The sequence below is a fragment of the Methylobacterium sp. 142-1Y genome (assembly GCF_057747795.1).
This window is the reverse complement of record NZ_CM173224.1, coordinates 1,271,248-1,285,060: the sequence shown is the minus strand read 5'-3', so window position 1 is coordinate 1,285,060 and position 13,813 is coordinate 1,271,248. Positions and strand designations below refer to the sequence as shown.

The window sequence follows — 13,813 nt, the reverse complement described above, 5'->3', positions numbered from 1 at the left end:
TCCGCATGTCCACGCCGCAGATCGTCCTGCACCACTACGCCTTCTCGCCTTACGCCGAGAAGGTCCGCCTCGCCCTCGGGATCAAGGGGCTCGACTGGGGCTCGGTCGAGGTCGCGATGATGCCGCCGCGCCCGCTCCTCGATCCGCTCACCGGCGGCTATCGCCGCATCCCGGTGATGCAGGTCGGCGCCGACATCTATTGCGACACCCACGCGATCCTGCCCGCCCTGGCGCGGCTGCACCCCGAGCCCGGCCTGTCTCCGGGTTTCACCCCGGCGCTGGCCGAGGGCCTGACCTACGGCCTGGAACGCGATCTGTGGCTCGCGGTCATCGGTGTTACGGTGCATTTCGCCGGCGACCTGCCCGAGGCGTTCCTGCGCGACCGCAAGGACGATTACCTCTACGTCGACATCAGCCACGCCGCCATGGAGCCGGATTTCGCCCGCAACGCGCAGCGGGTCGCGGCCTGGACCGCCTGGCTCGCCGCTTCCCTGTCGGATGGCCGCCGGTTCCTCGGCGGCGACCGGCCGGGGGTGGCGGACCTGGCGCATTACCACCTGCTCTGGCTGATGCGCGGCGGCGGCCGGGCCGGCTCGGTCGACCGGCTACTCGGGCTCAAACCCCTCCTCGGCTGGATCGACCGGGTCGCCGGCCTCGGCCACGGCCGGCCGCAAGCGATGACCGCCGAGGCGGCCCTGGAAGTGGCGAAGGCTGCCGAGCCGGCACCGGTCGAGGCCGCGAACGCGGTGCCGGACCTGATCGCGGCGGCCCCCGGCGAGCCCGTGACGGTGACGCCGGACGATTTCGCCCGCGTGCCGGTCGCAGGGAGGCTCGTCGCGGTCGATGCGGAGCGCATCGTCATCCGCCGCGACGATACGCAGGTGGGCGCGCTGCACCTGCACTTCCCGCGGGCCGGGTTCACGGTGGCGAAGGGCTGAAGGCCGGCGGTCCCGGCGGATCGGCTCACCCATCCGCGCCGTGCCGGCGCCGCGGCCCCGGCACGATGCCCGCTCGCAAGCCCCCGGGCCGCGATGAACGGGAATTTAGTGGCCGCAACGGGATCGGCGCCTATCTGCCCCGGCGCATGGTCTGATCGTGTCGGGTCCGGGATGAAGAGCTGTGTCCTCAAGTCGGCGCCAGGGGCGGAACCGCCCATCGCCCAGGGGCATGGCCACATCCATATACTCGGCACCAGTATAATGCATCCTCCGGGATCGAACCAGAACTTCTGAGCGGCGTGCCTCGCGCGGTCGAGGCCCGTCGCTCGTGCATCCCGATCGCCGCGCGATCGGCACGGAAGGAGCCACGGCGTGGAAACCTATACTGACGTCCTGTCGGGCAAGTGCCCCTTCGGCGGCGACCGCGTCGGCGGCGCCTTCGCGACGCCGCCCACCCTGGAGAATTGGTATCCCGACCGCCTGCGCGTCGAGATGCTGCACCAGAACGGGCCGCAGGCGAACCCGCTCGGCGAGGCCTTCGATTACCGGGCGGCCTTCGCCTCGCTCGATTACGAGGGGCTGAAGCGCGACATCAAGCAGTTCCTGACCAGCTCGGTGTCGTGGTGGCCGTCCGATTACGGCAATTACGGCCCGCAGATGATCCGCATGGCCTGGCACTCCGCCGGCACCTACCGCATCGCCGACGGGCGCGGCGGCGCCGGCCAGGGCCTGCAGCGCTTCGCGCCGATCAGCAGCTGGTGGGACAACGGCAACACCGACAAGTCGCGCCGCCTGCTCTGGCCGATCAAGCAGAAATACGGCAGCGCCCTGTCCTGGGCCGACCTGATGGTGCTGACCGGGACGTGCGCTCTTGAGATCATGAACTTCCCGACCTACGGCTTCGCCGGCGGTCGCGAGGATGCCTGGGAGGCCGACAACGCGACCTATTGGGGCCCGGAACTGTGGGACCCGACCAACGTCGAGGCCTTCGACGGGATGGTGCAGCGCGACAAGCGCTGGCGGGGCAAGAACGGCGAGGCCGAGTACGACCTCGAGAACCCGCTCGCGGCCTCACACCAGGCGCTGATCTACGTCAACCCGGAGGGTCCCTACGCCAACGGCGATCCGATGGGCTCGGCCCGTGACATCCGCATCACCTTCACCCGCATGGCGATGAACGACGAGGAGACCGTCGCGCTGATCGCCGGCGGCCACGCCTTCGGCAAGAGCCACGGCATGGTCAAGGCCGACAAGGTCGGGCCGCCGCCGGAGATCGCCCCGATGGAGGCGATGGGCCTCGGCTGGCATAACCCGGAGGGCACGGGCTTTGCCCAATACACGATGACCAACGGCATCGAGGGCTCGTGGACGCCCGATCCGACCACCTGGGACAACAGCTACCTCGAGAACCTGTTCAAGTTCGAGTGGAAGCAGACCCGCAGCCCCGCCGGCGCCCTGCAATGGGAGCCGACCGACCCGAACGCGCCGCGCACCCCCGACGCCCATATCCCGGGCCAGTCGCACCCGCTGATGATGATGACCAGCGACATCGCGCTCAAGACCGATCCGGTCTACCGCGCGATCTGCGAGAAGTTCCTATCCGACTTCGACTACTTCACGCTGCAATTCTCCAAGGCGTGGTACAAGCTGACCCACCGCGACATGGGCCCGAAGGAGCGCTATGTCGGGCCGGAGACGAAGATCGAGCCTGATCTTCTGTGGCAGGACCCGATCCCGCCGGTCGATCACCCGCTCGTCGACGAGGCCGACATCGCCGCCCTGAAGGCGGAGGTTCTGGGCAGCGGCCTGTCGGTCTCCGACCTCGCCTTCACGGCCTTCTCGTCGGTCGCCACCTACCGCAACAGCGACAAGCGCGGCGGCGCCAACGGCGCCCGCCTGGCGCTCGCGCCGCAATCGGGCTGGACCGTCAACCGGCGCACCCTGCCGGTAATCGAGAAACTGCGCGGCATCATGGCCGGGTTCAACGGCAAGGCGTCCGGGGGCAAGAAGGTGTCGCTGGCCGATCTCATCGTGCTCGGCGGCTGCGCTGCGGTCGAGGAGGCGGCGAAGGCGGCAGGCGCCGCGACCACGGTGCCGTTCGTGCCCGGCCGGATGGACACCACCGACGCGCTGACCGACGCCGAGAGCTTCGAGTGGCTGAAGCCCCTGGTCGACGGTTTTCGCAATTACGTCGATCCGTCCTTTGCCGAGATCACCAAGGGCCGCGTCTCGCCCGAGGAGGTCTTCCTCGACAAGGCCAACCTGCTGGCGCTCACCGCGCCGGAATGGGTGGTGCTGACCGGGGGGCTGCGGGCGCTCGACCTCAACTACGACGGGTCGCGGCACGGCATCTTCACCGACCGCGTCGGCGTGCTGACCAACGACTTCTTCACCGTGCTGACCAGCATGGACTACGAGTGGAAGAAGGCGGACGACGGCGGCATGACCTTCACCCTCGACGACCGGCAGACCGGCGCGACGACGTTCACGGCGACGCGCTGCGACCTCGTCTTCGGGTCGAACGCCCAGCTGCGGGCGGTGGTCGAGATCTATGCCGGCAGCGACGGCCAGGCACGGTTCGTGCGCGACTTCGTCAAGGTCTGGCACAAGCTGATGATGCTCGATCGCTTCGACGTGAAGCGCAACGAGGCCGGAATGACCACGGCGGCGTGAGGGACAACGCCTCGCCGGCATAGCGCAGCGCCCTCCTTTCCCCGCCTGTGGCAGTGGCATCCGGGGGAAGGAATGGCGCGGGTTTCTCCCCTCCCCCCTGTTGCGGGGGAGGGGGAAACCCGCGTCCACTCGTTGCCGGTGCAGGTCACGCCTGCGCCGGCATCACCCTCCCCACGCCCCCATCACCGTCGGAATCTTCCCCCGCAGCCGCGAGAACCCGCGATTCGACAGCGGCCAGGCTCGCTCGTCCCACTCCCGCCTGATCCGCGAACAGCCCGCCGGCAGCGCCTCCGCCGAGGGGCCGACGGGAGCGAACGGCGTCACGACCGGCAGGGCGCCGGCCCACCCTTCCTCCGCCGGCCCGGCCGGGCAGCCGAAATGCTCGCCCGCGCGGGCCAGCGCATCCGCCATCGCCGCCGCATCCGCCGCGCGGACCCGCTCGGTCGCCCCCTCGATCGAGGCGGTCAGGCCGCCGACCCGCACCACCCGGGCGCCGCCGAGGGGCAGGCTCTCCGGGTGCAGGTCGTCGAGATGCAGGAGCAGGGCGACCGGACCGTCGGGCGGCGCATCGGCCGGCGCCGGCCGAACCTCGCGCGGCGGCGTCTCCTCCTCCAGCGAGGCGGCGTGCTCGTCGAGGTCGTCGGGGTCGTGGCGGCCTTCCGTGAACTCCCGGATGTTGTCGCGCCGCGCGAGATAGTGTTTGCCCCGCGTGTGCAGGCCCGCGACCCAGCGCCAGGACAGGGTGTTGCTCGCCGGATCGCCGTCGAGAAGGTGGCGCAGGAAGAACGCGGCACCGAGTTCCCAGGGCAGCCGCAGGGAAAAAATCCAGATCGAGGCGAACCACATCCGAGCGTGGTTGTGCAACCAGTTCTCCTCGATCAGTTGCACCGCCCAGGTATCGAAGCCGTCGATCCCGGTCTCACCGGTGATCGCCCGCTCGTAGGTCCGGCGCAGGCCGGGCTCGGCGGCGAGGCGGCCCTGGGCGGCCTCGCGCCCGGCGAGGTAGCGCGCCCACACCTCGGGATGGGTCTCGAGATGGCCCTTGAAGTAGGTGCGCCAGAAGACCTCCGTGACGAAATTTTCCGCTCCGCGCTCGCCGTAGGCCCGCACGCCTGCCCGGGCGACCTCCTCCTCGGTCAGGAGCCGGCGGCGCAGGTAAGGCGAGAGGGCGGAGGTCGTCGGCGCCACGCCGCGGCCGCGATCGGTGTTGCGGGCGGCGGCGTAATCGGCGCCGGGGCCGGCGAGGAACGCGGCCAGCAGGTCGAGGCCGGCCGCACGGGTCATGACGGGAGGATGGGGCATGCCCGCCATGTAGGACGGCGGCGCCCGAAAGCGGGGCGGCGCCGTGCCTCAGGCCAGGGCCGCCGGCGCGGCGAGCCCCGGCCGAGTCGGCGGCGCGCGGCCCGTCCTCGGCCTCGCCGGAGAACCGCATCACCGTGGCGCGCAGGCTTGCTCCATCGGCACACGCGGCACCCAGCCCAGGAACCCGGCGGCGCGGCGTCGTGCGGGCGCTGCCGCGAAGACCTCCGGCCATCGTGCATCCTCCGCCTGGGCGTCAGGCGGAGGATGCACCATCCCACTCCGGGACGACCCACCGAGGCGGAGAGCAGGCTGGAGCCTTAGAAGACGAGGCTGGGCATGCAGCGCGGGAGTCTCCCTCTTGCGCGTCGCGCACCCGCGATGCTCCCTGACGGTATGCCAGATGGCGGAGCGTCGGCGCTCGGCAAATCCCCCCGCGCACGGCACCGGGGCCGCCGCCCCGCGTTGACACCGCGGAAGCCCCGGCCGATACCGCGCCCGGCTCCCGATGCGCAGACAGATCCTCAAGACCGCGACGATCATCGTCCACGACCTCGTGGCGACGGCCCTCGCCGTGCTCCTCACCTTCGCGATCCGCTTCGACGGCCCGCTGCTGGCCGAGCGGCTCGCCCATTTGCCGGTGCTCCTGCCGCCCTTCGTGGCCTGCGCCGGGCTGGTCTATCGCGCCTTCGGGCTCTACCGGACCAAGTGGCGCTTCGCCTCGCTGCCGGATCTCGCCAACATCGTGCGGGCCGTGGCTTTGCTGACGCTGCTGCTGCTGGTGCTCGACTACGTGCTGGTCTCACCGGCCCTGTTCGGCATTTACTTCTTCGGCAAGATCGCCATCGGGCTCTACTTCGTCCTGCAGATCTTCCTGCTCGGCGGGCCGCGGCTGGCGTTCCGCTACCTGAAATACAGCCGCTCGCGCCAGAGCGCGGCGCGGGCCGCCAGCACGCCCACCCTGCTGATCGGGCGCGGCCACGACATCGAGGTGGTGCTCCGCGCGATCGAATCGGGCGCCGTGCGCAAGCTCGACCCGAAGGGCATCCTCTCGCCCCGGGCCGAGGAGCAGGGCCAGACCATGCGCGGGGTGCCGGTGCTGGGCTCCGTCTCGGATCTCGACGCGGTGGTGGCCGGCCTGGCCGCCCGCGGCGTGCCGATCCGCCGCCTCGTCGCGACGCCGAGCGCGCTCGCCCCCGAGGCCGAGCCCGAGGCGTTGATCGCCCGGGCGCGCCGCCTCGGCCTGCCGCTCGCGCGCGTCACGAGCCTCGGCGATGCCGGACGCGGGGCGGAACTCGCCCCGATCGAGATCGAGGACCTGCTCTTACGCCCGACCGTCGCCATCGACCGGCCGCGGCTGGAGCACTTCCTGACCGGCCAGCGGATCGTCGTCACCGGCGGGGGCGGCTCGATCGGCTCGGAGATTTGCGCCCGCGCCGTCGCCTTCGGGGCGAGCGCCGTCCTGGTGCTGGAAAGTTCCGAGCCCGCCCTGCACGGGGTCTTGAGCCGCCCCGGGCTCTCCGGCCGGGAGGGGGTGAGCGGCGTCATCGCCGATATCCGCGACCGCGACCGGCTGTGTCGTGTGCTGGCGGAGTTCCGGCCCGACTACGTCTTCCACGCCGCTGCGCTGAAGCAGGTGCCCTACCTGGAGCGGGACTGGAGCGAGGGCATCAAGACCAACGTCTTCGGCTCGGTCAACGTCGCCGACGCGACGCTGGCGGCCGGAGCCAAGGCGCTGGTGATGATCTCGACCGACAAGGCGATCGAGCCGGTGTCGCAGCTCGGCGTCACCAAGCGCTTCGCCGAGATGTACGCCCAGGCCCTCGATGCCGGGCGCACAGCGGGCGAGACCCGCCTCGTCGCGGTGCGGTTCGGCAACGTGCTCGGCTCGGTCGGCTCGGTGGTGCCGGTGTTCAAGGCGCAGATCGCCCGCGGCGGCCCCGTCACGCTGACGCACCCGGACATGGTGCGCTACTTCATGACGGTGCGCGAGGCCGCCGACCTCGTCCTCACCGCCGCCTCCCACGCCGACCGCGAGGCCCGCGACCCGGCGGCCGGCGACCAGCGTGCCGCCGTCTACGTGCTCAAGATGGGCCAGCCGGTGCGCATCCGCGACCTCGCCGAGCGGATGATTCGGCTCGCCGGCTTCGAGCCGGGCGAGGACATCGACGTGGTAGTCACCGGCGCCCGCCCGGGCGAGCGCCTGAACGAGATTCTCTTTGCCCGCGACGAGCCGATGGTGAACCTCGCCGGCATCGACGGGGTGATGGCAGCGAAACCCATCTTCGCCGACCGCGCCCAGTTGCAAGCCTGGCTCGACCGCCTGGCCGAAGCGGTGGCGGCGGACGACCGGGCGGCGGCCGACGCGGTGTTCGGCGAGGCGATCCCGGACTTCCTGCTGCGGAACCGGCCGGCCGGCGAGACCGGCCGCCTCTCGCAGGTGGGCTAAGCAGATTTCGCAAAAGTGGCGGCCGGTTTTGCGACAAAAATCTGCGATAATTCAACAACCTAAGCGGACGAAGCGTTGGCTTGCCAACGCAAGTCTGCTTAGGGCATTTTCCGACGACGTGGAGACCGGTTCGTCGCAGACAATGCGGCAAACCAAAGACCTAAGTTGAGGTCAGTCGATCTCCGATCGTGTGCGATCTCCGATCGCCGACACCTCAGAGCCTGTTTGAGCAGCAATTTCTGAAAAATACTTGAGATTATTGGGGGGATATCCTACCCACCACCTCATCCTGAGGTGCGACTGAAAGGAGCCTCGAAGGAGGGCTCCAGAAGCCTCCGCGATCCCTGGAGCCCTCCTTCGAGGTTAGTCGATCTTCGATCGACTGAAACCTCAGGATGAGGTGGATGGGTAGGACATCTCATGCTCACCGTCAGATTTCGGCAGTCAAATCCGCTCAAACAGGCTCTCAGGATGAGGTTGAGGGTTGGACCGCCCCATGGCCGGCAGGCTTCAGGTCGCTGTCGTGTCCCGTGGCAACGTGATCGGGCGCTGCCCTCGGGGACGGTACAGGCCTCCTCCGGGGGAGCCATCGCGCCGGGCGATCGGGGACAGTCCCGTGCTTGCGAAGGCCCTTGCCGCGCCTGCAATCCGGACATGCCCCGCAGATGAATCGCCACGCCGCCGAGCGTGTGGCCTGCCAGGGCAAGCCTGCTCGAGACTGTGGCGGCGAGCGAGCCTATGACCTGATCCTGTGACCTGATCCGATGACCGCGTCGAGTCCAGCAGGCCGGCAGCGCCGGCCGGTCCTGCGACATTCGGCGCCCGTTCAGTACATGACACTGCCGGATGCAATCAACTCGGGCTCACTCAACTCCGAGGCGCATCATGAGATGCCTTGACAAAAAAATTGGACATCAGGATAAAGACTAAATTCGGAAAACGATTATATATATCGTCGTGTCGAGCGCCGGGCTTCATGGATGAATGAAAAATCGCAGACCTGAGTATCGAGCTGCAGGAAAGTATAATGGCGATTTATAAAATCAAGAAGACTCTTTCGCTTGCAAACATTCACAGAAACAAAACGGCAACACAACCCGCATTTCCGATCGCGTCGGCGCTTCCTGTAGAACTCGATGTTGTATTCTACAAAAATTTCTATGCGGATCTCAGTCATTTCAACAGCACGGACTCCCTGAGCCATCACTACGTCAAGCATGGCCGACGCGAAGGACGTTTCCCGAACGCGACGCGGCTGAATGAAGCGCTCGCAAAGCTGCCGCACGATTTCAGTCCGGTCGAATACCGCAAGATCAATCCTGAAGCCGAGAACCTGAGCGACCAGGATGCCCGCCTCCACTATTGCACGGTCGGCAAGTCGCTAGGACTCGCCTATCGCCCCGATCAGATTCCAGGCTTCGATCCGGATCATTTTCGCGAAACGCATCCTGCCTTCGCCCATGCCGACGATGCGACCTGCCAGGACGCATGGCAGGCCCAGGGCGGTCCGGACGGCGCCCCAGGGACGCAGGCCGCGCATCTCCAGTGCCTCGGCCTCGCCCTGCAGGCCTACCCCGCCGCTTTCCCGTGGCGCTTCTATACGCGCCTCTACCCGCGCACCGCCGTGCACCGGTGGGCGGCCCTCGCCGATTTCCTGCGCGAGGGCTTCGCCGCGGCCGGCGAGCGGCTTCCCTATGGCGAGGATGCGGCGTCGTTCCTGATCGCGGTCGGCGATCGTTTCACGCGGCTCGGCCGGCAGGAAGCGATCCGCGCCTACGAGCTGGCCGCCGCGCTGGAGCCCTCCGCCTCCACGCAGGTCAGGCTCGCCGAGGCCTATGGCCGCGCCGGCGCCTGGAGCGCCGCCCTCGATCTCTACGATACGCTCCTGGACGATCTGTCGGCGGACGGCGCGGGCGACGACGCGGCGCTGCGCGGCTTCGTGGCCGCGGCGGTGGCGCGTGGCGCGTGGCCGCGCCTGTTCGGCCGCCTTCGGGGCCTCGCCTCGCGAGTCCCGACACCCGCCGGCGACGCCCTGGTCCGCGACGCAACCGAGCATTTCTTCGCCGAGCGCGGCCGGGCGGCGCGGTCGCTCTACGGCGACGGGCGACGGGAGGAGGGCGATGCGCTCCTCGCCCAAGCCGTGCGGGACGTGGCGGAGCTGTCGGCCGCGTGCCTGCCCGCCGGGGCGCGGGCCCCGTCGCCCGAACCGTTCGTCGCCGTGCTGGCCGACGGCCTTCCGGAGCGGGCGCGGCGCCGGCTCGGCCGCTCGGTCGAGCTTCTCGGCCGCATCGGTTACGCGGTGCGCGTCTTCGACCTCGCCACCGTCCGTGCCTTCGAGGACGCGCTCCCCGCCGCCACCGCGGCGATCCTGGTGCGGATGCCGGCCTGGCCCACCGTCGTCCAGGCGCTGGTGCGCGCCCGGCGTCTCGGCGTCCCGACCCTGTACGAGACCGACGAGATGACGTTCGACCCGCGCCACGCGCCGCCGCCGCGGGCGGCCTTCGAGGGCCGGATCGGCGAGCGGGCCTACGAGGACCTCGTCTTCGGGGTGGCGCTCTATCGCGGGGCGGCGGCCTTGTGCGATCACGGCCTCGCGCCGACCCGGGCGCTCGCCGGCCATCTCGACCGGATCGTCGCGACGGGACGCAGCTTCGTCGTGCGGGACGCGGCCGAGCCGGGCGAGCGGTCGGGCGCGGCGGGGGACGCGATCCGCCTGTTCCTCTCCACGCCGCAATCGCGGATCGTGGGCCCGGCGGATCCCGTCGGCGCGGCCCTGCTGCATGTTCTGGAGCGGGAGAAGCGGGTCAGGCTGACGACGGCCGGCTTCGTCCTGCTCGACGACGCCTTCGCGCCCTTCGCCGACCGCATCACCCGGCGCGGGCCCGTCCCGGACGGGGAGGAGGCGGTGCGGGACAGCGATCTGAACCTCGTGCCGGTGGACGGAAGCGAGGCCGAATCCTGCTTGGGCCCGACCGGCTGGCTTTCCGCCGCGCGTTTCGGGATCCCGACCCTGGCGGGCGACACCCTCGCCCTCCGCGAGACCCTGCGGGACGGGGTCGAGATCCGCCTCGCCGCCGGGGCGGCGGCGTGGATCGCCGCGCTCGGCGACCTCGTCGCCGCGCCGGACCGGCGCGCGGCTTTGGGTGCGGCGGCGGCGCAACGCCTGCGCACAGCCCACGCACCCGAGGCGGCGGCTGCGGATTACCGTACGATGATCGACGCCCTCCGGAGCCGACGGCCGCGATGAACGCCCCGAACCGCCTCAGCCTCACGGCCCTGCGCCGCACCCTCGCGCGGCTCCTCGATCCCGATCGCGGGAGGCCCGCGCCGGCGCCCATTTCGGAGGCAGCCCCGAAGCCGGCGGCAGAGACCCCGCCCGAGACCCTGGACGCGCAGCTCGAACGCCTGATCGGCGCGATCGCCGCCCGGGCGACGACGCTTGCCATGGACGGATCCTTCTACCACGAGGTCGGCCCGGCGGTGAACGGCGACAGCCTGGAGGCGGCGTCGGCCGAGGACCTGCTCGCCGCCGCCTTCCAGCCAGGAGCCCGCCTGCTCGATTTCGGCTGCGGGTCGATGCACAGCCGGCCGTTCATCGAATCTCTCGGCTATGCCTGGCAGGGGGTCGACCATCTCGACAGCGTCTCGGGCACGGTCCGGGACGAGGTGGCGCGCCTCGGCGACGCCGTGCGTTTCTACGACGGGCGCGTGCTGCCCTTCGCCGACGGCGAATTCGACGTGGTCTGGGCGATGGTGGTGCTCCACCACGTGCAGCACATCGATCTCAGCTTCGGCGAGATCGCCCGCGTGCTGCGGCCCGGCGGCAAGCTGATCGGGCAGGTGGCGTATCTGGAGCAGATGCAGGATTACGGCACCTTCAACTTCACGCCCTACGGCCTGAAGGTGGCGGCGCAGGAAGCGGGCCTGCGGCTGACCCGGGTCGAGCCGAAGCACGATGCCTTCGTGTTCCTGCTGCGCCGCCTGCTGATCACCCTGACGGCGAGCGACGACACCCCGTTCAACGCCATGATGGGGCCGGGGGGCTTCGTCCACCGGTCCCTGATCGAGACCGGGCACCGGCTCGGCCTCGACATCCGGACCATCAACCTGCTCCGGATCCTGTTCTGCACGCATGTGGTGTTCGAGATCGAGAAGATCCCGGGCGAGGCGTCGTGATCGGCGCCGTGCCGGGCCATCCCCCGCCCGCCGGCCCGGAGCGGCGGGAGACGCCCCGCCCCGGCTGGGCACAGGCCGGCGCCGATCCCGTCGCGGCGGTGCGGGCGGCCGAGGCCCTGCGGGACCGCGGCGACATCCTCGGCGCGGCCGCGATCCTCGCCGAACTGTGCCGGCTGTTTCCCCACCTGCCCTATGGCTGGCGCGAGCGCGCGATCCTGCGCCGGCGGGCGGGCGACGCCGCGGGAGCCGCGCAGGACTTCGCGCGGGCGCGGGCGGCCGACCCGGGCGACATCCTCACCCTGGTCCAGTCGGTGCGCCAGCTCGCCGGCTCCGGGCGGCTCGACGAGGCGCAAGGGTGCCTGTCGGCCTTTTCGGCGACGCCCGCGCAAGCCGGCCGGGTGGCCCGGCTCGATCAGCTGCTCGCCTTCATGCGGCGGCATCCCGAGGCGGAGGCGATGCGTCTCGCCATGGCGGTCCGCACCTCTCAGCGCCATCTCGGCACCGCCGCCGTGGAGGCGCGCATCGGGGCCGCCCTCTCCGGACGGGAGCCCTTCTCGCTGATCCGGCTCGGCGACGGCGAGGGCGCCTGGATCAGCGATCCCGACGAGGAGGGCGGGCGTTTTCGCGATCTCTATCGCCGCAACCGCAAGCGCATCCTGCGGACCTGGTTCGGCAGCGACGCCCTGATCGACCGCCGGGACTTCCTCGACCTGCGCCAACGCATCCTGGCGACGATCCCGGCCGCCTCGGTCGTCGGCGTGACCTATCCGGAGCGGGTGCGGCACGAATACGCCATCGCCAGTCCCGACGGCGTGCCGTGCTGCACCAACGTGCTGCGCCACGTCGCAGCCCTCCTGGGGTCCGGGGGTCCGTCCTTCTGCACCCACGACATCCACCTCGACCTGCACCTCTCGGGCGCCCTGCACCGGCTCATGGGAGCGGGCCACCCGGTCGGCCTGATCTCCTGCCACCCGGCCTTGGCCGCCACGCTCGCGCGCCGGCCCGGCACCCGGGTCGCCGCCGCGCTGCTGGTGCCGGAGGAGAAGCGGTTCACCCGCGTCATCGGCGCGACCGGGATGCCGGGCACCCATTATCCGGACGCCTTCGCGCGGGTGACGGCGCGCCTGCGGAGCCGGGACTGGACCGGAATGCTCTGGCTCATCGCCGCCGGCTACCTGGGCAAGCTCTACTGCCACGAGATCGCCGCCCGCGGCGGCGTCGCCGTCGATATCGGGTCGATCGCGGATGCGTGGTCCGGCAAGGCGACCCGCCCGGGCCTCGCCGACCTCGCCCGCTACCGCCTCGACGGCGTGTCTCCACCCCGCGCGGAGGGCGCATGACCGAGAGGGACGCTACCACGAGGGACGCGACCGCGAGGAACGAGACCGCGATGACGATGCCGGCGACGGAGCGGGTGCTGGGCGCCCTGGCGGCCCGCCAGCCCCTGGACCTGGCGGTGGCCGTGGTCACGGCGCATCCGGACGACGAGACGATCGGCCTCGGCGGGGTGATGGCCCACCTGCGCGACCTGACCCTGCTGCAGCTCACCGACGGGGCGCCGCTCGATCCCGCCATCGCGGCGAATGCCGGCTTCGCGACCCGCCAGGCCTATGCGGCGGCCCGGCGCGGCGAGCTCGTCGACGCCCTCGCCGTGCTGGTCGAGGGCCGCTTCACCCGCCAGGCCTTCTACGAGATTCCGGACGGGCGGCTGGCCGACCACCTGGCGGTGGCGGTCGAGCGGCTGGTCGAGGACCTGATCTGGGTCGATGCGGTCCTGACCCACCCCTACGAGGGCGGTCATTTCGACCACGACGCGGCGGCCTTCGCGGTGCAGGAGGCCTGCGCGCGCCTCGTGCGCCAGGGCAGCCACGCCCCGGCGCGGCTCGAATTCACCAGCTACCACCGGCGGCACGGCCAGTTGCGCACCGGGCGCTTCCTCGACGATCCGGGCCTCCCGGAGATCGTCGTGCCGCTGACGCCGGAAGCGGCGCGGCGCAAGGAGGCGGCCTTCGCCTGCCACCGCAGCCAGACCGGCAATCTCGGTCTGTTCGGGTTCGGCCCGGAGCGTTTCAGGCCGGCCCCGACCTACGACTTCTCGCGGCCGCCGCCGGGAAGCGAGGTCATGTACGGCCTGGAGGTCTGGCAGGGCCTGAGCCGCGCCGTCGCGGCCGTGGCGTCCTGAGCACGACTCGTACCGCCGCCCCTTCGAACGGACCTGTTCGAAGGGGCTGGCCAAGCCCCAACGGGCATCGGCGCCCATGCGCCGGACGCTGTCGCA

The 13,813-nt window shown here is 70.7% G+C and carries 9 protein-coding genes; 7 read left to right on the top strand and 2 right to left on the bottom strand.

Annotated elements, in window-relative coordinates:
• Window positions 1-5: 5 nt before the first annotated feature.
• Complete coding sequence (locus AC3AOF_RS06005) at window positions 6-938, top strand: glutathione S-transferase family protein (RefSeq protein ID WP_488347951.1); 933 nt, start codon at window positions 6-8, stop codon at window positions 936-938.
• Window positions 939-1,310: 372 nt separating this feature from the next.
• Entirely contained in the window at window positions 1,311-3,611 is a 2,301-nt protein-coding gene (gene katG / locus AC3AOF_RS06000; protein ID WP_488347950.1) for a catalase/peroxidase HPI, read from the top strand.
• Between the two features lie 162 nt (window positions 3,612-3,773).
• Here the strand turns inward: katG and AC3AOF_RS05995 are convergent, their stop codons facing one another.
• The gene (locus AC3AOF_RS05995) at window positions 3,774-4,895 is read right to left on the bottom strand and encodes an FAD-binding domain-containing protein (RefSeq protein WP_488347949.1); all 1,122 of its coding nucleotides are present in this window, start codon (window positions 4,893-4,895) and stop codon (window positions 3,774-3,776) included.
• Window positions 4,896-5,418: 523 nt separating this feature from the next.
• Between AC3AOF_RS05995 and AC3AOF_RS05990 the strand changes: the two genes are divergently transcribed.
• On the top strand, window positions 5,419-7,359 hold the full coding sequence (locus AC3AOF_RS05990) for an SDR family NAD(P)-dependent oxidoreductase (protein WP_236991637.1): 1,941 nt from the start codon (window positions 5,419-5,421) through the stop codon (window positions 7,357-7,359).
• A gap of 1,381 nt (window positions 7,360-8,740) precedes the next feature.
• Here AC3AOF_RS05990 and AC3AOF_RS05985 read toward each other — a convergent pair.
• Window positions 8,741-8,899, bottom strand: a complete 159-nt coding sequence (locus tag AC3AOF_RS05985) for a hypothetical protein (RefSeq protein WP_236991639.1) — start codon at window positions 8,897-8,899, stop codon at window positions 8,741-8,743.
• 84 nt (window positions 8,900-8,983) lie between these two features.
• On the opposite strand from AC3AOF_RS05985, the gene AC3AOF_RS05980 reads away from it, so the two are divergent.
• From AC3AOF_RS05980 to AC3AOF_RS05965, 4 genes are read left to right on the top strand one after another with little or no spacing between them, the layout of a single operon-like run.
• Entirely contained in the window at window positions 8,984-10,606 is a 1,623-nt protein-coding gene (locus AC3AOF_RS05980; protein ID WP_488347948.1) for a group 1 glycosyl transferase, read from the top strand.
• Window positions 10,603-11,535, top strand: a complete 933-nt coding sequence (locus tag AC3AOF_RS05975) for a class I SAM-dependent methyltransferase (RefSeq protein WP_488347947.1) — start codon at window positions 10,603-10,605, stop codon at window positions 11,533-11,535. Before AC3AOF_RS05980 ends, AC3AOF_RS05975 begins: the two co-directional genes overlap by 4 nt.
• Complete coding sequence (locus AC3AOF_RS05970; protein ID WP_488347946.1) at window positions 11,532-12,875, top strand: GT-D fold domain-containing protein; 1,344 nt, start codon at window positions 11,532-11,534, stop codon at window positions 12,873-12,875. The genes AC3AOF_RS05975 and AC3AOF_RS05970 overlap by 4 nt, the downstream gene beginning before the upstream one ends.
• Window positions 12,872-13,717, top strand: a complete 846-nt coding sequence (locus tag AC3AOF_RS05965; RefSeq protein WP_488347945.1) for a PIG-L deacetylase family protein — start codon at window positions 12,872-12,874, stop codon at window positions 13,715-13,717. Before AC3AOF_RS05970 ends, AC3AOF_RS05965 begins: the two co-directional genes overlap by 4 nt.
• The last annotated feature ends 96 nt before the right edge of the window (window positions 13,718-13,813 follow it).

Excerpts from the sequence above, each read along its gene's own strand:
- AC3AOF_RS06005 (WP_488347951.1), top strand. The coding sequence starts at position 6 with ATGTCCACGCCGCAGATCGTCCTGCACCACTACGCCTTCTCGCCTTAC.
- AC3AOF_RS05975 (WP_488347947.1), top strand. The coding sequence starts at position 10,603 with ATGAACGCCCCGAACCGCCTCAGCCTCACGGCCCTGCGCCGCACCCTC.
- AC3AOF_RS05985 (WP_236991639.1), bottom strand. The coding sequence starts at position 8,899 with ATGCGCGGCCTGCGTCCCTGGGGCGCCGTCCGGACCGCCCTGGGCCTG.
- AC3AOF_RS05995 (WP_488347949.1), bottom strand. The coding sequence starts at position 4,895 with ATGACCCGTGCGGCCGGCCTCGACCTGCTGGCCGCGTTCCTCGCCGGC.
- AC3AOF_RS05990 (WP_236991637.1), top strand. The coding sequence starts at position 5,419 with ATGCGCAGACAGATCCTCAAGACCGCGACGATCATCGTCCACGACCTC.
- AC3AOF_RS05965 (WP_488347945.1), top strand. The coding sequence starts at position 12,872 with ATGACCGAGAGGGACGCTACCACGAGGGACGCGACCGCGAGGAACGAG.